This is a genomic window from Paraburkholderia sp. JPY419, from assembly GCF_050435705.1.
GTDB lineage: Bacteria > Pseudomonadota > Gammaproteobacteria > Burkholderiales > Burkholderiaceae > Paraburkholderia > Paraburkholderia youngii.
Map to the genome: position 1 here is coordinate 3,721,153 of NZ_JBNDKV010000002.1, position 24,980 is coordinate 3,746,132.

The window sequence follows — 24,980 nt, forward strand, 5'->3', positions numbered from 1 at the left end:
CCGCTAATGCCATTCCCGCTCACTCTCGGTCCCAAACCCACATGCTTAGTTATACCGGTGGCATCGTGCTTTTTGCCGCGATGCTTCACGCGAGCTGGAACGCGATGCTGCACGGCAACCGCGACCGGTTCCTGTCGATGACCTGGATGAGCATCGCCATCGCGGCTGTCGCCACGCTCGTCGTGCTGGTCAATCCGTTGCCAGCCAGCGCCTGTTGGCCCTACCTCGTTGCCTCGGGGCTCGTGCATATCTTCTACAACGTGAGCCTCGTGCGGTCGTATCGACGCAGCGACCTGGCGATCGCGTATCCGATCGCGCGTGGCTCGTCGCCGCTGCTCGTCACGCTCGGCGCGGCGCTGTTCGCGCGTGAAGCGATCGGCCCGTTGCACGCGCTCGGGATCGCGATGATCTCGGGCGGCATCATCGCGATCGCGTTGCAGGGGCGGCGCGTGTCGCGCGCGGGTGTGCTGAGCGCGCTGACGACTGGTGCGACGATTGCGCTCTATACCGTGATCGACGGCATCGGCGTGAGACTGTCCGACGGTCAGCCGCTGACCTACACCGCGTGGATGTTCCTGTTCTATTGGCTGATGCCGCTGCTGTTCGTCGCAATGCGCGGCCTCGCGCCGCTATGGACACCGGTACGTGCCGAGCCGCTGTCGGTGGGCTCGTCGCTCGTCGGCGGTTTGGTGTCGATCGCGGCGTATGGCATCGTGATCTGGGCGCTGCAGTCGGGCGCGATGGGTGCGGTGTCGGCGTTGCGAGAAACCAGCGTGGTGTTCGCGGTGCTGATCGGGCGGGTGTTTCTTGGGGAAGCGGTCAATGGCGGGCGCTGGCTCGCCTGCCTGGTCGTTGCGGCTGGAGCGGCATGTCTGGGGCTTTGACGAGAGAGAGGATGCGGGTCGTTCATCGCCGGCTTGCCTTGATGTGACGGGTGGCAAGCAAGCCATGCGCGATTCGTCCTAAGGTTTCCTTCAGCTTTGACTGATAGATAGCGGGTTCGACAATGGCAGAGAAAAACAACGATGCCCCGTGGACCCAGGTCCGGCCGACAGGCCGAAAAGAACCGTTACCGCTCGACCTATCTGCTCGAATTGGCGCGCGGCAGCTCGCACATTGCGAGCACGCTGGGCGCCGACAGCCGGCAAGCGGCGATCGCCGAAGTGCTGTGCGAATTTGGGCTCCAATACGGCAAGGACAAGTTGCCGGTCTTTCGCGCTCTGCTCGCGGAAAGCCTGGAGGACCGTGACAATCCGGACGCGGCGCGAGCGGTGCTGAGCTTCGCGCCGCGCCGAACGCTCTAGCCGCCGATCAGCTTCAACCCCACCGGCAGCGATTCGCCGAACACGCGGCCTTCGTCGGCGTTATCGAGCGCGACGACTTCGCTGACCATCGTGATCCAGGCGCGCGGCGCGCTCGCCGCTTCGAGGCGTCGCACGACGCTCGCGCGCAGTTCGTCGGGCAGATCGCGGGAGCGATCGCCGGTCATGCGGGCGATCTGCACCGCGGCGAACGCGGCCGGGTCGATCTTCTTCCAGTCGAGCGCAAGGATCGCGTCGAGCCATTGCGCGGCGACCTCGGGTGGCACGACGCTGTGCGCGCTGCCGTAGAACGGCTGGCGCGCGCCGATCCGTCCGACTGCCCACCAGCTTTGATGGTTTTCCGCGGGCTTTTTCAAGCGCGTGAGCACCGCCTCGCCGAGTTCGATCTTGCGTTCCGCCGGAATCCGTTCGAGCGATGCGGACAGGCGCACCATATCGGCGAAGCCGGTCTTCGCGACATCGAACGGCAGCTTGTGACGCGATTGCGCGGCCTTCTGCAGATAGTCCATCGCGTCGAGCACGCGCAACTGTGCGTCCTCGCCGAGACCGCCGGCCGCGCGGCGCCACAGCGTCCACCATTCGGACCACACCTGGCTGTCGGTCACGTATTGAATGCCGTCGTCGAACAGCGTCCACAGTTGCTCGACGCGCCATTCGTCGAGCGGATAGCCGAAGCCGGGCCGCACGCAATAGCCGGCCAGATTCAGCCACAACCGCTCGTGATCGGCGGAGCGGCGCCGGCGCCGCGCGCGTTCCCACAGCGCGCCGAACAGCTCGCGCAGCAATGCGCTACCCCAGCCATCGCGCGGGCCGAGCAGATGTTCTAGCTGCGAGCGCAGGCGTTTGATTTCCTTCGGGTCGACGTTGTGCGCGCGGGCGCCGAAGCAACGGTCGATCAGTTCGATCGCGCGATCGAGCGCCGGGTGGCGTTGCGGCGCGCCATCGGCGGATAGGTCTACTTGCGCGTCGCCGCGGCGCAGCTGGAATTCGAGCAGCCAGCGTTGCGATGGATCGTCGAGCTCGATGCAATGGACGTCGAGCGTGCCGACCTCGGTCAGCGACGTCGCGATGCAAACCGCGGTTTCGCGGGCGCGCTGGCCGTCGCGTGGCTGCACGATCGTCGCGATCGGCGGCAGGCGCACGAAGTCGCCGCCCGCGAGATCGACCAGCTCGCCAGGCTGATATGCGGTGTCCGCGCTCGACGACACCAGGTGAAAGCGCACCGGATGTCCGAGCCGCAGTGCGAACGTGCGATCCTCGATCAGAATCTCGTGAGCTTCCTCGGTGCCGCGCGGCAGCAGGCAGATGCCGCGTTGCGCGGGCGCTGCGTCCGGCTCGGCAACGTCTTTGCCGGCAGGCGTTTCGTCGAGCACCAGAAAATAGCTGCGCGGCGAACCGCCGCCGATTTTCGGCGCGAAGCCGGCGCGCGCGAGCGTATAAGCGACCGCGCCGCGCGCGACCGCGACGTCGGGGTTGTCGTTGTGCAGCACATGGAGCGACGCGCCGCGCCAGCCGCCGAGCGTGTCGGCGAGACGCCGCGATAGCGCGTCGGCACGGAACACGCCGCCGTTGAGCAGCAGCGTGTCGGGAACGGGCAGGGCGGCCGTGCCGGATGCGTCCGGCGCGCCGGAATCTGCGCCTAGGGCCTTGCGCGACTGCGCGGCGAATCGTTCGAGAAAGGCCGCGATATGCCGCGTGACCGCCGCATCGGTCGCGTAAGGCAGGCCGAATTCGACGATCGCGCCGCGCGGCCGGCCCGGTCGTTGATCTGCGGCGACGCGCGGAAAGAATCCATCGACGATGATTTTCTCGACCTCGTCGCGCGTGACCAGGGCGGTGCGCGCACCGCCGATCAGCTTCGAGCCGGCGCCGAGCAGCGTGACCGGCGCCGCCTCGGGCGCCTGCGCGCCGAGCAACTGCTCCTTCGCGACGCGGCATCGCTCGACCAGCTGCGACAGGCTCGCCGCCGACAGCCGCTGCGGCGCCTGCCCAGCGCCACCGGCACCACCCAACAGGCGCGCCTCGACCAGATGCGCGAGCGCGAGGTCCATGTTGTCGCCGCCGAGCATCAGGTGATTGCCGACACCGACCCGCGTCAGGCGCGGCTCGCCGCCGTCGGTCAGGCCGACTTCGATCAACGTCAGATCGGTGGTGCCGCCGCCGACGTCGCAAATCAGCACGAGCCGGGTGTGGGCCAACTCGTCGGCAAGCGTGTCGCGATGCCGGAACAGCCAGTCATAGAACGCGGCCTGCGGCTCTTCGAGCAGCCGCAGCGACGGCAGCCCCGCAAGCCGCGCCGCTTCGACGGTCAACGCACGCGCGCCTTCGTCGAACGACGCGGGCACCGTCAGCACGACGTCCTGCTGTTCGAGCGGCGCCTTCGGAAAGTGCTGGTTCCACGCGGCCCGCACGTGCGCGAGGTAGCTCGCGCTCGCGTCGAGCGGAGAAATCTTGCGCACGTCGTCGGGCGCGCCCCACGGCAGGATCGGCGCGACGCGATCGACCGACGCGTGCGACAGCCAGCTTTTCGCGCTCGCGACGAGCCGCCCGGGCACCTGCGCGCCGAGCAGCCGCGCGAGGCGGCCGACCACGACCGGCTGCCCGGCGTGTTTGCCCTGGCCGGACGCCGCGCGCTCAGCGGACCACGGCAACTGCAGATCGGCCGCGCTCAGCTCGCCGTCGGCGGCCTGATAGCGCACCGACGGCAACAGCGGCCGCGCGGCGACCTCGCCGGGGCTCACCAGCTGCTCGATCTCGAACACGCGGATCTGCTGCGATCCTGCTTCCGCGTACGCGAGCACCGTGTTGCTGGTGCCGAGATCGATGCCGACGCTGTACCGCTTCATGTCACTCACGCATTCGGGTTGCCGCGCACGTCGAATTCGACTTTCCAGCGCTCGTCGGAGCCGCGCGGGATCGCCTCCAGTTCGAGCGTGCCCGCTTCGGTCACGCGCGCGTGCAGCTTCACCGGCACGACTTCACCGGCGGTGCGGCCGGCCGCCGGCAGCGTCGCTTGAATTTCCTCGAGTTCCTGCAACTCATCGGGGCCCCAGTATTCGAGCAGCGTGCCGACCTGATCCTGACGACGCACCGACGAGCCGAAGAAGCGGAAATGCACGGGCTCGCCGACGACCAGCCCGAACTCCTGCGCGGGCAACTCGGCGTCGGTGCCTTCTTCCATGCCGAACGGCGCGACGCACAGCGCCTGCACCGGCGGCTCGAGGCCGGGCACGGCCGGCATCGCCGATTCGATCGCGATGTAGTACGCGCGCGCGGTGCCGCCGCGAATCCGCACGCCGCGGCCGCGTCGCACGTAGCCGTAGTAGGCCGCGCCGCGCGCGACCGCCAGATCGAGGTCCGCGCCTTCGAGCAGACGCGCGCTCGCCGCGCCTTCGGCCGCGAGCCAACCGTTCAGCGTGCTCATGATGCGCTCGACCAGCAGCGTCGACTTGAACACGCCGCCGTTGAACAGCACCGCGGTCGGATGCAGAAAGCTCGCGTTTTGCGCGGCGGCATTGGCCGCAGCTTCACCGAGCCCTTCGAGTTCGGCGAGCGCGCCGACCTGACGGCCGAGGAACGCCGCCAGATGCCGCGTGATACCCGCGTCCTGCGCATAGGGCAGACCGAGCTGCGTCAGACCCACCCGCGCGCGGCTCACCGGACGCGCGGCGCTGTCGACCTGCGGGAAGAAGCCGTCGAGGATCGTCTGCGTGAGCTCGGCGCGCGTCAGCTCGGTGCGGATCGAGCCGCCGATCAGCTTCGAGCCGCGGCTCGGCACGACGAGCGGCACGGTGTCGGTCGCCGGGTCGCTGAGCAGTGTTTCCTTCGCCGCGCGGCAAGCGTAGGTCAGCGCGCGCAGCTGCCACGCGTCGGCTTGGGTGCCCTGCGCGGCGAGCTTGCGCGCGACCACGTGCGCGAGCGCGAGGTCCATGTTGTCGCCGCCGAGCAGGATGTGATCGCCGACCGCGACGCGATGCAGTTCGAGATTGCCGTCGCGCTCGATCACCGCGATCAGCGACAGGTCGGTCGTGCCGCCGCCGACGTCGACGACGAGGATGATGTCGCCGACCTTGACCTGCTTGCGCCACTGGCCACCGCTCTTCTGGATCCAGCTATAGAGCGCCGCCTGCGGCTCTTCGAGCAGCGTCATGCGCGTGAAGCCGGCGGCCTCGGCTGCTTCCGCGGTCAGTTCGCGCGCGGCCGGGTCGAACGACGCGGGGATCGTCACGGTGACGTCCTGCTCGCCGAACGGCGCGTCCGGATGCGCGTGGTCCCACGCCTCGCGCAGGTGCGTCAGATAGCGCACCGAGCTTTCGAGCGGCGACACGCGTGTGACTTCGGGCGGCGCGTCGTTCGGCAGAATGCCCGCGCGACGGTCGACGCCCGGATGGCACAGCCAGCTTTTCGCGCTCGACACGAGCCGGATCGGCGTGCCGGCGCCGCGATTGCGCGCGAATTCGCCGACCGCGAATTCGCGCTGGCCGGTCCACGGCAGGTACAGGTCGCCGGAGGCCAGTTCGTCGGGATGCGGCAGGTACAGGAACGAGGGCAAGAGCGGCAGAGTGTCGATTGCGCCGGGGCCTGTCAGCTGCGCGATCGACAGCACCTCCTGGGTGGTTTTCTCGCCGTCGCTCGCGTGCGTGTCCACGTAGGACAGCGCGCAGTGCGTGGTGCCGAGGTCGATGCCGATGGAATAGCGTGCGTCGCTCATAGCTCCACCTCCGCCGGAGCGATGACCTTCGCGTTATGACCGTCCGCGAGCTTCGGCAGACGCACCTCGTCGACGCGCCAGCCGCGATGGCTGATGCTGCCGCTAAACGGCGCGCTGCCGACCACGTTGCCCGTCAGACGTACCGAACTCGCGTCGAAGCCCGCGGGCAGCGTCACGCGGCTGCCTTCGGCTTCGTCGCGCACCGGGCGGATCGTGAAGTGCTCGCGCAGCGTCGCGCGGCAGCCTTCGTGCACGAGGCGCGCGGCCGCGCCGATGTCGGCGTCGCTATAGGCCTTGATGTCTTCCTCGACGAAATCGATGAAGCGCGCGTCGCGCTGCAGCAGGCCGAGCAGTTGCAGCGCGGCGTCGGGGGTGGCCTCCTTCAGCACCGGCGCGGGTTGCGGCTTCGGTTGCGGGGCGGGTGCCGGGGTTGCCGCGGCGGCGGTGGCGGGCGCGGGGGCCGCGCCGAACTTTTCGCCGTTGCGCAGGCGCAGCACGTCGGCGGCGAACTCGCCATTGCCGAGAATGCGGAAAAACGTGCCCACGGCCAGCGAAATCCGGCCGAGGAAGGATGGGTTCGAATCGCTCATAAAGGCTCCTGATCTGCTCTGTTAGGGACGAGCGGTCCTCGCCGCGCCACGTGCGCCGAAGCCGACGGGCCGGGCGGGGCTGTGATGTTGCGGGTCGGCGCGCGGCCGGGGGCGCGAGCCTTGGGCGATGATCATGCAACCGCCGGGCCGCCAGACTGTCCGGGACGCTTCGCCACCGGCTCGGCCGCGCGTGCGGCGCGCGCAAAACCCGTATTTTGCCTTGCGGCGCGCCCGACGCGGGCAAAGCCGGCAATTCTAGCGGGCAATGGGGTGGGATTGGCGGGGAGTTGGGGGGAAGGGCGCGGTGTGCGCAGGTGCTTTGGGAGCTGGTTTCGGCTTGCTGCTGGCGGGACCGGCGCGAGAGGCCGGCCGCTCGCCAGCCGCTCCCCGCGCAGTCTTGCCGCTTACGCGATGATGCGCATGTCGGCGACGTTACGACTTGCTCGGCTCTTTCGGTACCCGCTTGCCCGATGGTGCCGGCGCGGGCCTGACCGGCCCGGCGACTTTCATGTCGGCGCTGTGCGGTTGTCTGTGTGCGGCCATCGAGCGTCCAGGCCTGACCGACCCGGCGGCGTGCATGTTGGCAAGGCGCGGTTGCCCGTGCGCGGCTGTCATGCGCGCAGGCCTGAGCGGCCCGGTGGCGTGCCTGTGAGCGCGCGGCGGCTCTCCGTGCGCGGCCATCGCCGGCGAGGGACCGGCTGGGCGCGCGAGCGGCGCACGCGCGTCACCCGGATACCCCGGCAGGTGACCGTCATGGCTCGCCATCACGCGACGCAACTCCTCACGGCGATGGAAAACCTCCGCGCGACGATCGCCATGCGCATAGAACTGGCGCTGCCGGACGCCGTCCCGGCCGACGACCCAGATATACGTATCGCCGCCGACGAACACCACGTCGCGGTCGACCACATTCGCGACGTACACGTCGGTGGGCAACGGCTGATACGCGGTCACGGTCACTTCGGTAGGGCGGTTCGGGGCGCTGACGAGCTGGCCTTGCCCACTGGTCACGCAGCCCGCGAGAAAGCTCGCGCACGCAGCCGACGCCAACAGCGCCTTGGTGATCTTTTTCAACTTCATTCCCCGGTTTGTCTTGTTTATTTGTCGAGCGACGCCCTTTTAACGGCCACGCGTTTTGCGTTCTTGAGATACGAATCGCCGATCGGGAAAATGAGTTGATGAATGCGCACGCGAAAACCGCGCAGGCGAAAACGCATGCGCCATTGCGCGTGCGCAGCCGGGGCTCCGATCCGCGCTTAATTGCCGCCCGGATTGCCTTCTTCAGACTTCGCGTCGTGCCAGTTCATCCGGTGCCGATTGACGGTCTCGGTATGGCGCGCGTCGTCCTCGGTGTGCAGATAAAGGCTGGTCGTATTCAGCGACACGTGGCCGAGATTGTCGCGGATCGTACGAAGATCGACGCCGCCGTCCGCCTGATGCGAACCGGCCGTATGCCGCAGCCAGTGCGCCGACGCGCGCTCGAGTTCGTCGGCGCGATCGGCGAATTCGGGGCCGCGCGCGCGCAGCCACATCGCCGCGCCCGCGAAGATGCCTTTGATCGCGTCGTGAATCGCCGAGCGCGACAGGCAGCGGTTGCGACCCTTGAAGGGCAGCACGAGCGGGGTTTCCTCGGCGCGGGTCGGCAGCGCGGCGAGGCCATTCAGCGTCCGGTAGCTGCGCAGTTCCTGAACCAGTTCGGCCGACACCGGCACGATCCGCTCCTTGTCGCCCTTGCCGAGCGTTTCGAGCCACCACTGGTCCTGACCGTCGGCGCCGAGCCTTCGGAAGAACTGGCCCATCTGGCCGCCGGCGACCTCGGAAATGCGCATGCCCTGCAGATAGAACAGCGTGGTCAGCCAGCGGCAGCGCGCGTAGTACGCGCGCTGCGCATCGGTATCTTGCGGGAGTTGCTCGACGAACAGTTTCACTTCGTCCCACAGCGACGTCGACAGATAGCGCGTGACGCGCGGCGCCGAGCGCTTCGCGCGCTGTCGCAGCAGCGCCATCGGATTGCCGCGCAGATAGCCCGCGTTGACGAGCCACGTGAACATCGCGTTCAGGATGATCAGCGCCTGGCGCTGGCTGGCCGGCGACAGCGGCCCGTTGAACGGCCGCCAGCGCGCATCGCCGCGCGCGTACTTGCCGCCGTTTGCCGACACCCAGCGCGCGGCCGGCTGCGGATCGGCGATGAACGCCTTGAACAGCAGCAGATCCTCGTGCGTCAGCGACGACAGCGGCTTGCCGAGCTGCACGACGGCCCACAGCAGCAGCCGCTCGGCTTCCTTGCGGTAGTTGTCGAAGGTGGTCTTGGTGTCGGCGTAATTGGAGAGCCACGCGCGCACGGCGTCGAGGTCGTTGCGCGCCGATAGCTGGGAGTTTTCCGCCCCGCCGCGATTGGTGCCGTCGCGGCCATCAAGCAGTTCCGGCACGACGAGCGATTCGACGGGCTGGACGGTGGCGAGCTCAGCATTCGGGGCAGCTTTCGGCACGGCTTTGGACACGGTTCGGGACACTCCTCGGGCGCACGCCGGTTGGCGTCATTCTGCTCCGCTCAGGCGTTGTCCGAAGCGTTTGCCTGAAAAGAAAGCAGCGCCCATTCTGTTGCGGACGAAACGCGAAACCCTATCACACAGTAGGCCGCGCCTGGCGCAAAACAGCGGGGCGCACTCAAGCTTCGACGCAGCGACGATCGATCGGCATACAGTGATGGAGCGCGCCGCGCGATTGTTGCCCGCTATAGTCGCCATCTATTACCGGCATTGCCGGATTCGAATTCTATTGAACTTTGCCCTCGCCTATATTCGAATAGGAGGGGCGCGTCGGCCGGAGCCATCTGTTAGAGACTCCGGCTGCGTTTCCTTCAACCCTGGATTTCATGAGTGCACTGCCGAATCATTCGGCCGACTGTCGGGTTCCTCGATCGTCAAATTGCCACGGACGCCTGACAGGATGACAAACGCATAACAAGTACCTTGCATGGGATTGGAGAAAGTGCTTCGCACCGACTCCGATCGACAACGGAGACATCCTCCAAAGGAGAGAACGCATGTCAAACGAAGCAAAGTGCCCGTTCATCCACACCGCCGGCGGCGGGACGACCATTCGAGACTGGTGGCCGAAGCAATTGCGCGTCGATCTGCTGAACCAGCATTCCAACCGCTCCAATCCGCTAGACAAGGACTTCAACTATGCCGAGGCATTCAAGAGCCTCGACTACGACGCGATCAAGAAAGACCTCGCCGCGCTGATGACCGATTCGCAGCCCTGGTGGCCCGCTGACTTTGGCCACTACGGACCGCTGTTTATCCGTATGGCATGGCACAGCGCCGGCACCTACCGCATCGGCGACGGTCGCGGCGGCGCAGGGCGCGGCCAGCAGCGTTTCGCGCCGATCAACAGCTGGCCGGACAACGTGAGCCTCGACAAGGCGCGCCGGCTGCTATGGCCGATCAAGCAGAAATACGGCCAGAAAATTTCGTGGGCCGATCTGCTGATCCTGACCGGCAACGTCGCGCTCGAAACGATGGGTTTCAAGACATTTGGTTTCGGCGGCGGGCGCGAGGACACGTGGGAACCGGATCAGGACGTTTATTGGGGCAATGAAAAGACCTGGCTTGGCGGCGACGTGCGCTATGGCAAGGGCGCGGCCGGCAGGGAAGACGACGAAGGCGTGCTGGTCGCCGACGAGGAACTGCACGGCACCGAAAAGAGCCGCACCGATCCGCCCGGACGCAACCTCGAAAACCCGCTCGGCGCGGTGCAGATGGGCCTGATCTACGTGAACCCGGAAGGCCCGGACGGCAATCCCGATCCGCTCGCCGCGGCGGTCGACATCCGCGAAACGTTCGCCCGCATGGCGATGAACGACGAGGAAACGGTCGCGCTGATCGCCGGTGGCCACACATTCGGCAAGACGCACGGCGCGGGGCCCGCCGAGAACGTCGGTCCGGAACCGGAAGGTGCCGGTCTCGAGGAGATGGGGCTCGGCTGGCGCAACAGCTTCGGCACCGGCAAGGGTGGCGACACGATCACGAGCGGTATCGAAGTCACGTGGACCTCGACGCCGACGCAGTGGGGCATGGGCTATTTCCACAACCTGTTCGGCCACGAGTGGGAGCTGACCAAGAGCCCGGCCGGCGCGAATCAGTGGGTTGCGAAGGGCGCGGAGCCCACGATCCCGCATGCACACGACCCGTCGAAAAAACTGCTGCCGACGATGCTGACGACCGACCTGTCGCTACGCCTCGACCCGATCTACGAAAAGATCTCGCGGCGCTTCATGGACAACCCGGACGAGTTCGCCGACGCGTTCGCGCGCGCGTGGTTTAAGCTCACGCACCGCGACATGGGTCCGCGCGCCCGCTATTTGGGCCCGGAAGTGCCGGCGGAAGAACTGCTGTGGCAGGACCCGATTCCGGCCGTCGATCACCCGCTCGTCGACGACAAGGACGTCGCGGCGCTGAAGCAGAAGATCCTCGCGTCCGGACTGTCGGTGTCGCAACTGGTCACGACCGCGTGGGCATCGGCCTCGACGTTCCGCGGCTCGGACAAGCGCGGCGGCGCCAACGGCGCGCGCATCCGGCTCGCGCCGCAGAAGGACTGGGCCGTCAACCAGCCTGCCGAGCTCGCGAAGGTGCTGAAGGTGCTCGAAGGCATCCAGAGCGAGTTCAACGGTGCGCAGTCCGGCGGCAAGAAGATTTCGCTCGCCGACCTGATCGTGCTGGCGGGGAGTGCCGGCATCGAGCAGGCTGCGAAGAACGCCGGGCAGCAGGTGACGGTGCCGTTCTCGCCGGGTCGCATGGATGCGTCGCAGGATCAGACCGACGTCCAATCGGTCGGCGCGCTCGAGCCGGTCCACGACGGCTTCCGAAACTATCTGGGCGGCAAGTTCCCGGTGGAGGCGGAGAAGCTGCTGATCGACAAGGCGCAACTGCTGACGTTGACGGCGCCCGAGATGACGGCGCTGATCGGCGGCCTGCGCGTGCTGAAGGTGGGCGGTGGCAAGGAAGGCGTGCTGACGGACAAACCGGAAACGCTGACCAACGACTTCTTCCGTAACCTGCTCGATATGGGCACGGAATGGACGCCGGTGTCGGAGGCCGCGGAAACGTTCGAAGGCGCCGACGCGAAGACCGGCGAGGTCAAGTGGACGGGTACCCGTGTCGATCTGGTGTTCGGCTCGAACTCGGTGCTGCGCGCCCTGAGCGAGGTCTACGCGAGCGAGGACGGTAAGGAGAAGTTCGTGCGCGACTTCATTGCCGCGTGGGTCAAGGTGATGAATCTGGATCGTTTCGATCTGGCTTGATCCAGCTACCGCGGCGCGCGTGGTTCCTTGCCACGCCGACGCTGTGTTCGAAGGTAGCTTTGAGTCGTCATCGAGCGCGATTGCCGGGATCCCGGCAATCGCGTTTTTTTCGTCTCCTTCCCAGGCATCCACTCAGATCATCTTCAACACCACCCTGAAACGCGCGTGACCGCTCAGCATCCGATCGTAGGCCTGCGCCGCCTCGGCGAGCGGATACTCCTCGATCATCGGCTTGACGCCGGTGAGCGCGCTGAACGCGAGCGTGTCCTGCGAATCGGCCGAGGTGCCGGAGGGCCAGCCTTGCACCGAGTTGCGTCCCATGATGAACTGCACGATCGGCACTTCGATCGGCTCTTCGGAAACGCCGACCATCACGAGCTTGCCGTTCAGGCCGAGACCGCCGAGCGTGGCCGTCATCGCCTTGCCGCTCGTCACCGTGGCAAGGATCAGCTTCGCGCCGCCCAGTGCCTGGAGCTTCTCGGCGACGTTTTCCGTTTTGCTGTCGATGTAGTGATGCGCGCCCAGTTGCTGCGCGAGCGGGGCCTTGTCCTGACCGCGCGCGATCGCCACCGTGCGAAAACCCATCTTGCGCGCGAACTGCACGCCTAGATGACCGAGGCCGCCGATGCCGAGAATCGCGACCACGTCGCCGGCGCGCGCGCCGCTATTGCGTATCGCGTTGAAGGTCGTGATGCCCGCGCACAGCAGCGGCGCGGCATCGACATCGGACAGATCGTCGGGAATGCGCGCCAGCGCTTCGACCGGGGCCACCATGTATTCGGCGTAGCCGCCGTCGTAGCTGATGCCGGGGATCAGCGCAAACTTGCACAGCACGAAGTCGCCCCGGCGGCAGTGTTCGCATTTGCCGCAGTGCCCGCCGTGCCAGCCGACCCCGACACGCTGCCCGAGCTGCCAGCCCTCGACACCCGCACCGAGCGAATCGATCACGCCCGCGATCTCATGACCGGGCACGCGCGGATAGGCGAGGCCCGGCCACAGCCCGTCCTTGGTCATCACATCGCTATGACAGATGCCGCAAGCCTGAATCCTGATACGCACGTGACCCGCGCCCGCCTCGGGCACTTCACGTTCGACCAGTTCGAGCGGGCCGCCGGCCTGCTTCACTTCGACTGCTTTCATCGTGGGCATGATGTTCTTCCTTTCCAGTGGTGAACGGGACAAGAGGGGAACAAACTCAAACATCATAGTCCGCGCCCAGGCGGGTCGCCAGAAAGAAGCCGCCGTCGATTGGCCGATGACGATGACATCCGATGTAATTGGCGCGCCGCGCGGGCGCCGCTAATCTTCGGCTATTGCGCCGCCAATTGGATGGCGCGCAGCAGTTGTTTTCAGCCGATAAAAAGGAGGGCAATGCGATGAACGTCACGAGTCACGATCCGAAAGTGCAGCCGGGCGATCTTGGTAGTCTGTTGCGCTATTGGCGTGACGTGCGCGGCGTGAGTCAGCTCGATCTGTCGCTCGAGGCTGGCTTCTCGCAGCGGCAGATCAGCTTCATCGAAAGCGGGCGCAGCGTGCCGGGCCGCGACACGCTGCTGACGCTTGCGCAGACTCTCGACGTGCCGCTGCGCGAGCGTAATGCGCTGCTGCTAGCCGCCGGTTACGCACCGGTCTATTCGGAAGCGCCGTGGAATGCGCAAGAGATGAACGGCGTGGTTCGCGCGCTCGAACGGGTCGTGCGTCAGCATGAGCCGTTTCCGGCGCTCGTGATGGACCGCGACTGGAACGTGCTGATGAGCAACGACGCGGCGCCGCGCTTTTTCAACTGCTTCATCGACATGGCTGCGCGCGAAGGCCCGCGCAACATGCTGCATCTGATCTTCGATCCGCTCGGCATGCGTCCGTTCGTGGCCGATTGGGATGAGGTCGCGCGAAGCCTGCTGCAACGCGTGTATCGTGAATCGGTGGGTCATGTCATCGGTGCCCACACGAAGCGTCTACTCGATGAACTGCTTGCGTATCCCGATGTGCCACGCGACTGGAAGACGCATCATGGCTCTTCCACGACGCCCGCGACGCTGCCGATGATTCCACTCGGCTTCATCAGCGAAGGCGTGCTGCTGCGCTATTTCTCGATGGTCACGACCGTGGGTACACCGCAAAACGTGGCCGCGCAGGAACTGCGCATCGAATCCATGTTTCCCGCCGACGAGGCCACCGAAGCACGCCATCAGCAACTGCTTGCGAAGCATGCATTGCCGCAACCTCCGTTATCGGCAAACCGTACGCCGTGACATGGCAGCGCTCTCGGTTTTTGGGCGAGCATCCGAGCCGAACAGCCTGAGCGATCCCACGCATCCTGGTGCGGCAACGCGTTGAGCGTCGACGCAGTGCCAGGCACGCTCGATGCTCGGGCGAGATATGCGCTGATCGCCTTGCGCAATGTCCCGACGGACGCCTGTTCGACGGAAGCCCATCGCTCGCGCCCGCCAAAAACTGGAAGAACACAACACGAAACCGACCACCCCCTTACTGGCAGTCAGCTTCTTCGCAGCCGATGTGCAGGCAGGCGCGGGACCCTTTCTCGGCATCTATCTGCAAGCGCATGGATGGAGCCCCGACATGATCGGCACCGTGCTGACGTTGGGGGCCATTGTCAGCGTGCTCGTGACGGCCCCGGCTGGCGCGCTGGTCGATGCCATTTACCATCGGCGCGCGGTGGTGGTTGCCGCAAGCGCGCTGACGGTCGTCGCCGCGTGCGTGATCTGGCTCTCGCGCGGCTACTGGCCGATCGCGTTCTCGCAGATCGCCACGGCAGTGGCGGGCTCGGTCATGGGCACCGCGCTGATGGGATTGACGCTCGGCATGACCGGCCGCAGAAACTTCGACCGGCAATACGGCCGCAATCAGGTGGCGAACCACGCCGGCAACATCGTGGCGGCCGCTTTGTCCGGCGCGATCGGCTGGTGGCTCGGCATCGTCTGGGTGTTCGCGCTCGGGGCGGCGTTCGGCATCGCGTGCATTGTCTCCGTGTTGCTGATTCCCGCGCGCGCGGTGCATCGGCACTATGCGCGCGGCCTCGCGCACGAGGACGACAAGGATCGCTCGCAGGTGCGCGCGGACAGCGTGCGCGCGCTGATCCGCTGCCGCCCGTTGCTGTTGCTCGCGCTTGCGCTGGCCGCCTTCAGCCTCGGCAATTCCACGCTGCTGCCGCTTTACAGCCTTGCGCAAGCGGCGGCGCACCACCGCGACGCCAGCGCGATCACGGCGGCCAATATCATCATTTCCCAGCTCGTGATGCTGTGCGCCGCTGTCTACGCGAGCCGCGCGATCCGCCGCTGGGGTTTCTGGTGGGTCATCCTCGCGACGCTGATCACGCTGCCGCTGCGCGGCTTGACCGCGGCATGGATCACGGCCGAGTGGGGGATCGTGCCGGTGCAAATCTTCGACGGTCTGGGCTCCGGGCTGCAAAGCGTCGCGATCCCGGCTCTCGTCGTGCACCTGTTGCATGGCAGCGGGCGGGTGAACCTCGGTCAGGGCGCGGTGCAAAGTGTGGAAGCCGCCGGCGGTTGCCTGAGTCCGCTGCTCGGCGGATGGCTCGCCAGCCGCTTCGGCTACCCGACGGCATTCATCGCGCTCGGTAGCCTCGCGTTCATTTCGCTGGCCGTGTGGATCGCCCAAGGCGCGACGATCAGGCGAGCGTGCGATACGCGCCGCGACGAACTCGAGAAAATGACCGACATCGACGCGTCGGCGTTGTTTTCGTAACTCGGACGCCGCGGCCCGCAATCAGTTGAACCCACATGCTTGACCCAGATCAAGCCGCCCGCCATGCCGGGGCGCATGATGTAAGCGCGTGACGCAATAGGAGCATCGTGTTTCATTCCGGCCACAGGAGAAGTCCGTCATGAAAGCACTCGTTTATCACGGTCCGGGCAAAAAGTCGCTCGACGAACGGCCGATCCCCGAACTCGCGGCGCCCACCGATGCAATCGTCAAAGTCACTCGCACGACGATCTGCGGCACCGATCTGCACATTCTCAAAGGCGACGTGCCGAGCTGCGAGCCGGGCCGCATTCTCGGCCACGAAGGCGTCGGTGTCGTGCATCAGGTCGGCGACGCGGTGAGCGGGCTCGCGGCCGGCGATCACGTGCTGATCTCGTGCATTACCTCGTGCGGCCGCTGCGACTACTGCAGGCGCGGGATGTATTCGCATTGCACTACGGGCGGCTGGATCCTCGGTAACCGGATCGACGGCACCCAGGCCGAATACGTGCGCATTCCGCATGCGCAGAGCAGTCTGTACCGGATTCCGGCCGGCCTCGACGAAGAGGCGCTCGTGATGCTGTCCGACATTCTGCCGACCGGCTTCGAATGTGGCGTGCTCAACGGCAAGGTGCAGCCGGGTTCTACGGTGGCGATCGTCGGCGCCGGACCGATCGGGCTCGCGGCCCTGTTGACCGCGCAGTTCTACTCGCCGGCGCAGATCATCATGATCGATCCCGATGTCAACCGGCTCGAAGTCGCGCACCGCTTCGGCGCGACTGCGTGCGTCGACAACGCGCATACCGATGCGGTCGCGCAAGTGCTGAAGCTGACGGAATCGGTCGGCGCCGACTGCGTGATCGAAGCGGTCGGCATTCCGCCGACGTTCGAGCTTTGCCAGCAACTGGTCGCGCCTGGCGGAACGATCGCGAACATCGGCGTGCACGGCGTGAAGTGCGATCTGCATCTGGAACAGCTGTGGGATCGCAACATCGCGATTACGACGCGTCTCGTCGATACCGTCAGTACCCCGATGCTGATGAAGACGGTCAAGGCGGGGCGGATCGATCCGACGCGTCTGATCACGCATCGGTTCCGGCTCGACGATATTCTTTCGGCTTACGAGACGTTCTCCAGCGCGTCGAGCACGCGCGCGCTGAAGGTGTTGATCGAAGCGTCTTAGGCGGGGCGCGGCGAGCCGGAGCGGTGGCGCGTGGCACGCGCGCGCCGCGCCGCGAATAGCGACCTGGCTGCACCTCCATTCGAAAGCGCACGATTGGCCCAGATCGCGGATGCGGCGCATGGTCGCGCGGCGGACATCTATACTGTGCGTCGTCAAAACACCAGGCCCGTCGATGGCCCGTGGTTCCGCCACCTCGCGAAATCGGCATTGCTCGCCCCGCCCATCCATGGATACTGATTTGTCGTCGCCGCGCCGCTCACGGCTCACGCGCGTTATCGAGGTGTTCAGCGCATTTCTCAAACTCGGGCTGACCAGTTTCGGTGGCCCGATCGCTCACATCGGTTACTTCCGGCGCGAGTTCGTCGAGCAGCGCCGCTGGCTCGACGACGAAGCCTTCACCGACCTGGTCGGCCTGTGCCAGTTTCTGCCGGGCCCCGCGAGCAGCCAGGCGGGATTTTCGATCGGGTTGCTGCGCGCCGGGTGGGCTGGGGGCCTTGCCGCGTGGTGCGGCTTCACGCTGCCGTCGGTACTCGTAATGCTGGCCTTTGCCGCGATCGCGCCGGACCTCGGCGGAGCGCTCGGCACGGGTGTGATCCACGGCCTGAAACTCGTCGCGGTGGCCGTCGTCGCGCAGGCGGTCTGGGACATGGCGCGGCGTCTTTGTCCGGATCGCCGCCGCGCGGCGATCGCGCTCGCATCGCTCGCATTGCTGAGTGTGCTTGGCACCGTCTACGCCCAACTGATCGTGATCGGCGCCGGCGCCGTGCTCGGTGTCACGCTGTGCCGGACCACGGCGGCGCAAGCGCCACGCGCCACTCCTGTGCGGGCCGGCGATTTTCAGGTGTCGCGCACGGCGGGCATCGTCGCGCTAGTGGTGTTTTGCGCATTGCTGTTCGGGTTGCCGCTATGGGCGGCAAGCGGGCCCTCGCAAGGCCTGCGCGTGTTCGACGCGTTCTATCGCTCGGGCGCGCTCGTGTTCGGCGGCGGGCACGTGGTGCTGCCGCTTTTGCAGCGTGAAACCGTCGCGACCGGATGGGTCTCGCCCAACGACTTTTTGGCCGGCTATGGCGCGGCCCAGGCCGTACCCGGACCTCTATTCACGTTCGCGGCGTTTCTCGGCTGGATGATGGCGCTGCCACCCAGACACTGGAGCGGCGCACTGCTGGCGACAGTGGGCATCTTTCTGCCGGGACTGCTGCTCGTGCTCGCCGCATTGCCGTGGTGGCAGGCGCTGCGCGCGCGTGCGGCGATGGCGGCGGCGCTTGCCGGCGTCAATGCCGCGGTGGTCGGCCTGCTGGCCGCCGCGCTTTATTCGCCGGTGTGGACGAGCGCGGTGTTGTCGGCGACGGATTTCGCGGTCGCGTGTATCGGCTTTTTGCTGTTGCTGCGCTGGAAAGTGCCGCCGCTTGCAGTCGTCGTGCTGTGTGTGGCGGCAGGCGTTGCTCAAACGGTGTGGCACCCGCTCTGACAGCGCCAATCGCGCACGGACGATCACGCGGCTTCGGTGCGTTTGCCGCACCACGACGCGACGCCGCCGCTGATGACGCGGAACGCCGCCTTGACGTACGTCAAATCCGCGGTGGATTGCGTGATTAAGCTGGAGACGTCGCGGCACTTCATGCGCTTGGGGGCGTCACCATGCATATTTCCTTTCCATCCTGCATGCCCGAATACTGCGCCCGCGATCTGGTGCTGGCGTTTCCGGCGCACGTCGACGATCGGTCCGTGCAGTGCGCGATTACCGCCGAGGCGCTCGAAGATCACTTCGGCGCGCGCTCGCTGCGCGAAGACGATCTGGTCCAGGCGTTCCTCGCGCACCGCTATCAGATCGAGCAGGCCGCCAAACAGCTGCTCGAGGAGGTCGGCGCGAAGCCCGTGCTGCTGCACAGCGGGTTCTTCAGGTTCTCCGCGTGACCGGCGGCAATTATCCGGTGCTCTGCGCGATTGGCGCGGTGGCGCTCCTTCTCGCACTCGCCGTCGATCCGTTTGCCGCGCGCAGCGCGAAATGAATGCGACGGTTTCGTCTGTACCGGCGATCGGTATGGCCCTGGCGCTGCCGTTGATCGGCGTGGCGCACAATGTTGACGAACTGATCGCGCTGCGTCTGATCGCCGGTCTGGTAGGCGGCTATGCATCTACTCGCCAACCTGTCGATCGAGCCGATCATCACCGTGTATTCTTCGTGACCGGCGCGCGGCTGATCGCCTGCGGTGGCCTCGCGCGCTGGGCGCACGGCCGCGCTGGAGCCTGACAGGCAGGCAAGCCGGCAGGTACATTGAACCTTTTAACGCATCCGGTGGGAAGGGAACATGAGCACTCAAGCGGACAATCGCGCGTTACTGCGCACGCTCGGCATCCACAAGCCGATCATTCAGGCGCCGATGGCCGGCGTCACCACGCCGGCGCTCGCGGCCGCGGTGTCGAACGCGGGCGGTCTGGGCTCGCTCGGCGTTGCCGCGATGAACGCGGAGAACGCGCGCCGCGCGATCCACCAGACCCGCGAGCTGACCACGCGGCCGTTCAACGTCAATGTGTTCTGTCATCGTCCGGCGACGCCCGATGCCGCCGTCGAGCGTGCATGGCTCGCCTGGCTCGAACCGGTGTTCCGGCAGTACGGCGCGACGCCGCCGCAAGCGCTCTCGGAGATCTACACGAGCTTCGTCGTCGACACCGCGATGCAGGCGATGCTGCTCGCGGAGAAGCCGGCCGTCGTCAGCTTCCATTTCGGCTTGCCGCCCGATGCGGTGATCGCGCAACTGAAGCACGCGGGCATCCGTTTGCTCGCGAGCGCGACCAATCTCGACGAAGCGGCGGCGGCCGTCGAAGCAGGCGTCGATGCGATCGTCGCGCAGGGCATCGAGGCGGGCGGTCATCGCGGCATATTCGACACGACCTCGCGCGACGAGCGCCTCGGCACGTTCGCATTGACGCGTCTGCTGGCGAGCGAGTTCGACCTGCCCGTGATCGCGGCGGGCGGCATCATGGACGGCGCCGGCATCGCGGCCGCGCTTGCGCTGGGCGCGCAGGCGGGCGCAAATGGGCACGGCCTTCGTCGCATGCCCGGAAACCTCGATCGACGACGCCTATCGCAGCGCGTTGCTCAGCGATGCGGCGCGCTCGACGACATTCACTTCGGCCATTTCGGGGCGCCTCGCGCGCAGCATCGTCAATCGCTTCACGGCGCTCGGCGAGGACCCGCAGGCCCCGCAAACGCCTTCCTATCCGATCACTTACGACGCCGGCAAGGCGCTCAATGCTGCCGCCAAAGCCAAGGGTGAGTTCGGCTACGGCGCGCAATGGGCGGGGCAGGCCGCGCCGCTTGCGCGTTCGATGCCCGCCGGCGAACTGATCGCGCAACTCGAACGCGAAACGCGTGAAAGTATCGAGCGGCTGCAATCGGTGTGGAACTGAGCAGTCTGATTTTCATGCCTCGCATCGATCGAAAACATCGGCACGCATCCTCGAAACAAAAAAACAAAGGGAGACAGGCATGCAACGCAAATTCGACGATCTGCTGCTGGGCAGCATCGAGCTCTTCTGTTTCGCGGCGGAGCTCGGAAGCTTTACGCTCGCGGCCAACGCCGCGAGTGTCACGCCGGCGGCGGTGAGCCGCTCGGTGGCGCGGCTCGAGGAACGGCTCGGCGTGCGCCTGTTCGTGCGCACGACGCGCCAGATCCGTCTGACCGACGCGGGGCGGCGCTACTTCGAGCAGTGCCGTCAAGCGTTGTCGCAACTGATGGACGCCGAGCGCGAAGTGACGGGCGAGCAGACCACACCGGCAGGCTTGCTGCGCATCAGCATGCCGACGCCGTATGGGCACTATCGCGTGTTGCCGCTGCTGCCGGCGTTTCGCGAGCGCTATCCGCAAGTCCAGGTCGAGACGCACCTGAGCAACCGCAACATCGACTTCGCGGACGAAGGTTTCGATCTGGCGATACGCGGACGCGCACCGGCCGATTCAAACCTCGTCGCGCGCAAGCTGGAAGATGCGGAAATGGTCGTGGTGGCGACGCCCGCCTACCTGAAACGCGCGGGGGTGCCGAACACCGTCGAGGACCTGCGGACCCACGAATGCATCCAGTTCGAAATGCCGAGCAGCGGGCGTCATCTCGCGTGGACCTTCGAGGGCTCGGCTGAAAATGGCGACGTGCTGACCCGGGGAAGCTATGGAACCTCGGGCGACGCGCTCGCCGGCGTGACGCTCGCGCGTGCCGGCGCGGGTCTCTTTCAGACTTATCGCTTCGTCGTGGCCGACGACCTCCGCGAAGGTCGGCTCGTGGAAGTGCTGCGCGAAGCGGGCGGGCGCATGCGGCCATTCATCCTGCTTTATCCGCACGCGCGCTATCTGACTTCGCGCGTGCGGGTTTTTGTCGAATTTCTGATCGAGCAGTTGGCCACGCCCACGACACTCCCAGTGCCCGCGCCACGCACGCGCGCGCACTGAGCCGCGCGCGCGTCTTCATCGCATGGCCCGCTCAGTGGCCCGCGCTCTGGCCGCCGTCCACATGCAGGATCTCGCCGGTCACGAACGGCGCCGACTCGAGATAGAGGATCGCATTCACGATGTCGCTCATCTCGCCCATATGACCCACCGGATGCAATGCGCCGAGCGCCGCATGGGTTTCGGGCGCATGCATCGGTGACTTGATGATGCCGGGCGAAACTGCATTGGCGCGAATGCCGCGCTTCGCATACTCGATCGCGAGCGAGCGGGTCGCGGCGGCGAGGCCGCCCTTGGTCAGCGAGGCCAGCACGGACGGCACACCGTCGATCGCGTGATCGACGAGGGTCGTCGTGATGCTGACCACATGGCCGCGCTCATGCCTCTCCATCTCGGCGATCGCCAACTGCGTGATGTGGAAGAAGCCCGCGAGATTGATGCCGGTGATGGTCGCGTAATCTTCGGCCGTGTACTGCGTGAACGGCTTGGCCACGAAAATGCCCGCATTGTTCACGAGCGTATCGACACGACCGAAACGTGCCACCGCCGTGTCGATCACGCGTCGGGCGGTGGCCGGATCGGCGATGTCGCCAGCCACCGTGACGAGGTTGGGATCGTCGGACGGCTTGATGCTGCGCGATGTCGCGACCACGTTATGGCCGAGCTTGCGAAATGCCTTGACGGTTTCGGCGCCGATGCCTTGCGATGCACCGGTGACCACGATGACTTTGGGAGACTGACTCATAGTGAACCTCGAAGTTGGTTGGATCAGCAATCTGTGATCGGACTGTTGGCTCCGATGGCTACTAATTTATGCAGTCGTGCTGCGCTTTTGCACACAAGGCGCGGACAAACAGTTGTGAGCCGCAGGAACAAGCGGTGAGTGATGACACGTGTCGGCAGTGGTCCTGCCGGTGGCGGTCGCGATTGTCGCCGGTAGATCAATTCAGTTTTGCACCACGTAGCGCAAACGGCGAGGAAATGCGCTTGCAGAAATCTGCATAGTCAAATATATTGAAGTCAGATACCGAAGAGGCGATCGATGGACGATTCAATCAACGAAGACTTCGAGCGGACGCAGAAGCTGGTGTCCGTGCTGGGTCAGGCGCGTCAGCTGATTGCAAGCGAACTCAGGGCAGGGCTCGCGGATGCAGGACTCAATCTGCAGCAGCGCGGCGTTCTGCTCACGCTGGCGCGCGGGAGCGCGAAAACACCGGCCGCCCTGTCGAAATTGGCTGGCGTCCACCAGACCCGGATGACCCGCGTGCTGGACCGACTCGAAGACAGCGGATTGATCGAGCGCGCCCGCAACGGCAGGGATCGTCGACTCGTCAATGTTTCATTGACGCAGAAAGGGCGGGCCATCGCCGCGCGCCACACACGGGTTGTCCAAGGAGCATGGAGCGAGCGGCTTTCGCACTTCTCGAAGTCGGACTTCGACGCGTTGAGCCTGCTTCTTTCAAGACTGCTCGACCGCTAAGGCGGCATTTTTTCAACCACTTATCTGACAATGCAGATAATCGCCCCGCACTGAAGGGCGCTCCGAACCGAGACGAGGACATGAATCCACCGACCAACCCGGGCGCGCCGGCCCAGCTGACTGGCGCAAAGTTCGCACTCGGCACGTTTGCCGTAGCGCTCGCCACCTTCATGAACGTGCTCGATTCGTCGATCGCCAACGTCGCGATTCCGACGCTGTCGGGCAACCTCGGCGTGTCGATCGACGAAGGCACATGGGTCATTACGCTGTTTGCCGCGGCCAACGCGGTGTCGATTCCGCTGACGGGGTGGCTCACGCAGCGCATCGGCCAGGTCAAGCTGTTCGTCTGGGCGATCCTGCTGTTCGTGCTGTCATCGGCGGCGTGCGGACTCGCTCCTAACCTGCTGGTACTGCTCGTCGCCCGCGTCGTGCAGGGCGCGGTGGCGGGGCCGCTGGTGCCGTTGTCGCAGGCCATGCTGCTCGCGTCGTTTCCGAAGGAAAGAAGTTCGAACGCGCTGGCGTTGTGGGCGATGACCGCGACGGTCGGGCCGATCGCGGGTCCGGCGCTCGGCGGCTGGATCACCGACAGCTACAGCTGGTCGTGGATCTTCTACATCAACGTGCCGGTCGGCCTGTTTGCCGCGGGCGCGATCTGGGCGATTTACCGCGATCGCGAGACGCCGGCCCGCAAACTCCCGATCGACAAGGTCGGCCTGATCTCGCTGATCGCATGGGTCGCACCGCTGCAGATCATGCTCGACAAGGGCCGCGACCTCGACTGGTTCAGCTCGCCGGTGATCTGGGCGCTGACGATCGTCGCCGTGGTCAGCTTCCTGTTCTTCCTGATCTGGGAATTGACCGAGGAAAAACCGATCGTCAAGCTGCGGCTTTTCGCGAGACGCAACTTCCTCGGCGGCACCATCGCGATTTCGGTCGCCTATGCGATCTTCTTCGCCAATCTCGTGATCCTGCCGCAATGGATTCAGGGCTTTCTCGGTTACCGGGCGGTAGACGCGGGGCTCGTGACTGCGCCGCTCGGCATTTTTGCCGTGATCCTCGCCCCGGTGATGGGCAAGATCATGCCGCGATCGGACATGCGGGTGCTGGCCACGCTTGCATTCGCCGGATTCGCTGCGGTGTTCTTCATGCGCTCGAACTATACGACCGGCGTAGACGCGTGGACCCTCGTGCTGCCGACGCTGCTGCAAGTTATCCCGACCGCGTTGTTCTTTACGCCGCTGACCGCGATCATCCTGTCGGGTCTGAAGCCGCAGGAGATTCCCGGGGCCGCAGGGCTGTCAAACTTCGTGCGCATTTTTGCGGGCGCGGTGGGCACGTCGCTGATGAGCAACGCGTGGACCGACCGTACGATCCTGCACCATGCGCGACTTGCCGAGCAAAGCAGCGTGGAGGACCCTGGTTTTTCCGGCGCGATCGCGCATCTGCAGGCGGCGCTGGACGCGGGCATTCCCAAGGCCACGGCGTTTTACGAAGCCTCGCTGAACGCGCAGGCGACGATGCTGGGCCTGAACGACATCTTCTGGATCTCGGCGGTGATCTTTGTGGTCATCATCCCGCTGATCTGGGTGACGAAGCCGACCAAAGGTGGTGCCGCGGGCGCGGCAGCCGCCGGCGGACATTGATTCCGATTGGGCAACCCGGTTCGGACGGAAAATGGAACACACAATCCTCTTCTTGACATTATCTGATAATGCAGATATTGTGAAAATCAACAAGGAGGACGCCGCGATGGACCACTACACGACGAAGAACTTCATGCTTACAGAGAGTATCGGCTTCAGGCTCGTCAAGGCCCGCAACGTCGTCGTCGCGGAAATGGACGCGGCGCTCAAGGACCTCGACATCAACGGGCAGCAGATGGGCATCCTGCTTTCGCTGAAGCAGGGTGTGGCAACTACGCCTTTCGAGCTGTCGAAGCTGCTCGGAATCGACACCGGCCTGATGACGCGGATGCTGGACAAGCTGGAATCGAAGGGGCTGCTGGAACGTTCGCGCGACCCGCAAGATCGCCGCGTGGTCAATCTGACGTTGACCGCGGAAGGGCAGAAAACCGCCGCGCGAATTCCGGAAGTCGCACCGCATGTGTTGAACGCGCGCTTGCGCAAATTCACGAAGGCCGAGTTTGCCGAGCTGGACCGCCTGCTTCGCAAGTTCACAGGCGAGTGAGCGGCGCGGCCGTGGGCCGCGCTTTTTTTCACCCATTA

At 65.9% G+C, this 24,980-nt stretch carries 21 protein-coding genes and 1 pseudogene; 14 read left to right on the forward strand and 8 right to left on the reverse strand.

What is annotated here, in order from left to right; all coding sequences use genetic code 11:
* Positions 1–41 precede the first annotated feature (41 nt).
* Positions 42–884, forward strand: coding sequence for an EamA family transporter (locus QFZ91_RS23230; protein WP_429568553.1), 843 nt, complete (start codon positions 42–44; stop codon positions 882–884).
* A 141-nt stretch (positions 885–1,025) separates the two neighbouring features.
* A complete protein-coding gene (locus QFZ91_RS23235; protein ID WP_429568554.1) occupies positions 1,026–1,304 on the forward strand; it encodes a hypothetical protein in 279 nt (92 codons plus the stop codon).
* On the opposite strand, the gene QFZ91_RS23240 is transcribed toward QFZ91_RS23235, so the two are convergent.
* The 5 genes from QFZ91_RS23240 to QFZ91_RS23260 all read right to left on the reverse strand — a co-directional run bounded on the left by QFZ91_RS23240 (position 1,301) and on the right by QFZ91_RS23260 (position 9,124).
* Complete coding sequence (locus QFZ91_RS23240) at positions 1,301–4,177, reverse strand: Hsp70 family protein (RefSeq protein ID WP_429568555.1); 2,877 nt, start codon at positions 4,175–4,177, stop codon at positions 1,301–1,303. The two genes, QFZ91_RS23235 and QFZ91_RS23240, sit on opposite strands and share 4 nt — an antisense overlap.
* Positions 4,174–6,033, reverse strand: coding sequence for an Hsp70 family protein (locus QFZ91_RS23245; RefSeq protein WP_429568556.1), 1,860 nt, complete (start codon positions 6,031–6,033; stop codon positions 4,174–4,176). Before QFZ91_RS23245 ends, QFZ91_RS23240 begins: the two co-directional genes overlap by 4 nt.
* Complete coding sequence (locus QFZ91_RS23250) at positions 6,030–6,623, reverse strand: DUF2760 domain-containing protein (RefSeq protein ID WP_429568557.1); 594 nt, start codon at positions 6,621–6,623, stop codon at positions 6,030–6,032. The genes QFZ91_RS23245 and QFZ91_RS23250 overlap by 4 nt, the downstream gene beginning before the upstream one ends.
* A gap of 432 nt (positions 6,624–7,055) precedes the next feature.
* Positions 7,056–7,703, reverse strand: coding sequence for a hypothetical protein (locus QFZ91_RS23255; RefSeq protein WP_429568558.1), 648 nt, complete (start codon positions 7,701–7,703; stop codon positions 7,056–7,058).
* Between the two features lie 176 nt (positions 7,704–7,879).
* The gene (locus tag QFZ91_RS23260; protein WP_429568559.1) at positions 7,880–9,124 is read right to left on the reverse strand and encodes a tyrosine-type recombinase/integrase; all 1,245 of its coding nucleotides are present in this window, start codon (positions 9,122–9,124) and stop codon (positions 7,880–7,882) included.
* 545 nt (positions 9,125–9,669) lie between these two features.
* On the opposite strand from QFZ91_RS23260, the gene katG reads away from it, so the two are divergent.
* Positions 9,670–11,928 carry a catalase/peroxidase HPI gene (gene katG / locus QFZ91_RS23265; protein ID WP_368718979.1) on the forward strand — a complete coding sequence of 753 codons (2,259 nt, stop codon included), beginning with the start codon at positions 9,670–9,672 and terminating at the stop codon, positions 11,926–11,928.
* Positions 11,929–12,060: 132 nt separating this feature from the next.
* Here katG and QFZ91_RS23270 read toward each other — a convergent pair whose 3' ends face one another.
* Entirely contained in the window at positions 12,061–13,077 is a 1,017-nt protein-coding gene (locus QFZ91_RS23270; protein WP_429548492.1) for an alcohol dehydrogenase, read from the reverse strand.
* Between the two features lie 227 nt (positions 13,078–13,304).
* Here QFZ91_RS23270 and QFZ91_RS23275 point away from each other — a divergent pair, with 227 nt between their 5' ends.
* The 4 genes from QFZ91_RS23275 (at position 13,305) to chrA (ending at position 18,302) form a co-directional block, all read left to right on the forward strand.
* Complete coding sequence (locus QFZ91_RS23275; RefSeq protein WP_429568560.1) at positions 13,305–14,180, forward strand: helix-turn-helix domain-containing protein; 876 nt, start codon at positions 13,305–13,307, stop codon at positions 14,178–14,180.
* A 202-nt stretch (positions 14,181–14,382) separates the two neighbouring features.
* Positions 14,383–15,654, forward strand: coding sequence for an MFS transporter (locus QFZ91_RS23280; RefSeq protein ID WP_176369333.1), 1,272 nt, complete (start codon positions 14,383–14,385; stop codon positions 15,652–15,654).
* 139 nt (positions 15,655–15,793) lie between these two features.
* A complete protein-coding gene (locus QFZ91_RS23285; protein WP_368610766.1) occupies positions 15,794–16,834 on the forward strand; it encodes a zinc-dependent alcohol dehydrogenase family protein in 1,041 nt (346 codons plus the stop codon).
* 226 nt (positions 16,835–17,060) lie between these two features.
* Positions 17,061–18,302, forward strand: coding sequence for a chromate efflux transporter (gene chrA, locus QFZ91_RS23290; protein WP_429568561.1), 1,242 nt, complete (start codon positions 17,061–17,063; stop codon positions 18,300–18,302).
* Positions 18,303–18,325: 23 nt separating this feature from the next.
* Here the strand turns inward: chrA and QFZ91_RS23295 are convergent, their stop codons facing one another.
* The gene (locus QFZ91_RS23295; protein WP_176108443.1) at positions 18,326–18,478 is read right to left on the reverse strand and encodes a hypothetical protein; all 153 of its coding nucleotides are present in this window, start codon (positions 18,476–18,478) and stop codon (positions 18,326–18,328) included.
* On the opposite strand from QFZ91_RS23295, the gene QFZ91_RS23300 reads away from it, so the two are divergent.
* The 4 genes and pseudogenes from QFZ91_RS23300 to QFZ91_RS23315 all read left to right on the forward strand — a co-directional run bounded on the left by QFZ91_RS23300 (position 18,473) and on the right by QFZ91_RS23315 (position 21,278).
* Positions 18,473–18,748 (forward strand): DUF1488 domain-containing protein, encoded by a 276-nt coding sequence (locus QFZ91_RS23300; protein ID WP_176108444.1) that lies wholly within the window; start codon positions 18,473–18,475, stop codon positions 18,746–18,748. The genes QFZ91_RS23295 and QFZ91_RS23300 overlap by 6 nt on opposite strands.
* 91 nt (positions 18,749–18,839) lie before the next feature.
* Positions 18,840–19,085 carry a hypothetical protein gene (locus QFZ91_RS23305; protein ID WP_429568562.1) on the forward strand — a complete coding sequence of 82 codons (246 nt, stop codon included), beginning with the start codon at positions 18,840–18,842 and terminating at the stop codon, positions 19,083–19,085.
* A gap of 58 nt (positions 19,086–19,143) precedes the next feature.
* A pseudogene (locus QFZ91_RS23310) lies at positions 19,144–20,245 on the forward strand (NAD(P)H-dependent flavin oxidoreductase).
* 79 nt (positions 20,246–20,324) lie between these two features.
* The gene (locus QFZ91_RS23315; RefSeq protein ID WP_429568563.1) at positions 20,325–21,278 is read left to right on the forward strand and encodes a LysR substrate-binding domain-containing protein; all 954 of its coding nucleotides are present in this window, start codon (positions 20,325–20,327) and stop codon (positions 21,276–21,278) included.
* A 31-nt stretch (positions 21,279–21,309) separates the two neighbouring features.
* Here the strand turns inward: QFZ91_RS23315 and QFZ91_RS23320 are convergent, their stop codons facing one another.
* The gene (locus QFZ91_RS23320) at positions 21,310–22,020 is read right to left on the reverse strand and encodes an SDR family NAD(P)-dependent oxidoreductase (RefSeq protein WP_429568564.1); all 711 of its coding nucleotides are present in this window, start codon (positions 22,018–22,020) and stop codon (positions 21,310–21,312) included.
* Positions 22,021–22,362: 342 nt separating this feature from the next.
* Here QFZ91_RS23320 and QFZ91_RS23325 point away from each other — a divergent pair, with 342 nt between their 5' ends.
* The 3 genes from QFZ91_RS23325 (at position 22,363) to QFZ91_RS23335 (ending at position 24,942) form a co-directional block, all read left to right on the forward strand.
* The gene (locus tag QFZ91_RS23325) at positions 22,363–22,755 is read left to right on the forward strand and encodes a MarR family winged helix-turn-helix transcriptional regulator (RefSeq protein WP_429568565.1); all 393 of its coding nucleotides are present in this window, start codon (positions 22,363–22,365) and stop codon (positions 22,753–22,755) included.
* Positions 22,756–22,835: 80 nt separating this feature from the next.
* The gene (locus tag QFZ91_RS23330; RefSeq protein ID WP_429568566.1) at positions 22,836–24,398 is read left to right on the forward strand and encodes a DHA2 family efflux MFS transporter permease subunit; all 1,563 of its coding nucleotides are present in this window, start codon (positions 22,836–22,838) and stop codon (positions 24,396–24,398) included.
* A gap of 106 nt (positions 24,399–24,504) precedes the next feature.
* Positions 24,505–24,942 carry a MarR family winged helix-turn-helix transcriptional regulator gene (locus tag QFZ91_RS23335; protein ID WP_176126033.1) on the forward strand — a complete coding sequence of 146 codons (438 nt, stop codon included), beginning with the start codon at positions 24,505–24,507 and terminating at the stop codon, positions 24,940–24,942.
* Positions 24,943–24,980: the final 38 nt, after the last annotated feature.